Annotated in this window: 1 protein-coding gene; it reads right to left on the bottom strand. The window is 24.9% G+C overall.

What is annotated here, in order from left to right:
* Positions 1–233: hypothetical protein (locus ACY2RW_RS16460; protein ID WP_490123799.1), on the bottom strand; the 233-nt coding region annotated here is incomplete at both ends.

A 233-nucleotide genomic window follows, 5' to 3' on the forward strand; every position in this document is an offset into this window, starting at 1 on the left:
TCGACTGAAAATTAACCCCTATTTCATCAGAATAAATATCTACTATTTTAACCTCTTTATAATCTTTAATTACAGAACCAACTTCTAATCCTTCTAAATTAATTTTTTTATTGAAAAAAATAGCAATAGTAAATTTTGCATATTCTTCAGATATAAAATCATTTACAAGTCGACCATCGTTATTTAAAAGTCTAAAGTCAGAAAAAATAATATCGCCAGTACCAATTCTATCT

This window comes from Polaribacter sp. 2305UL8-11, assembly GCF_058147165.1.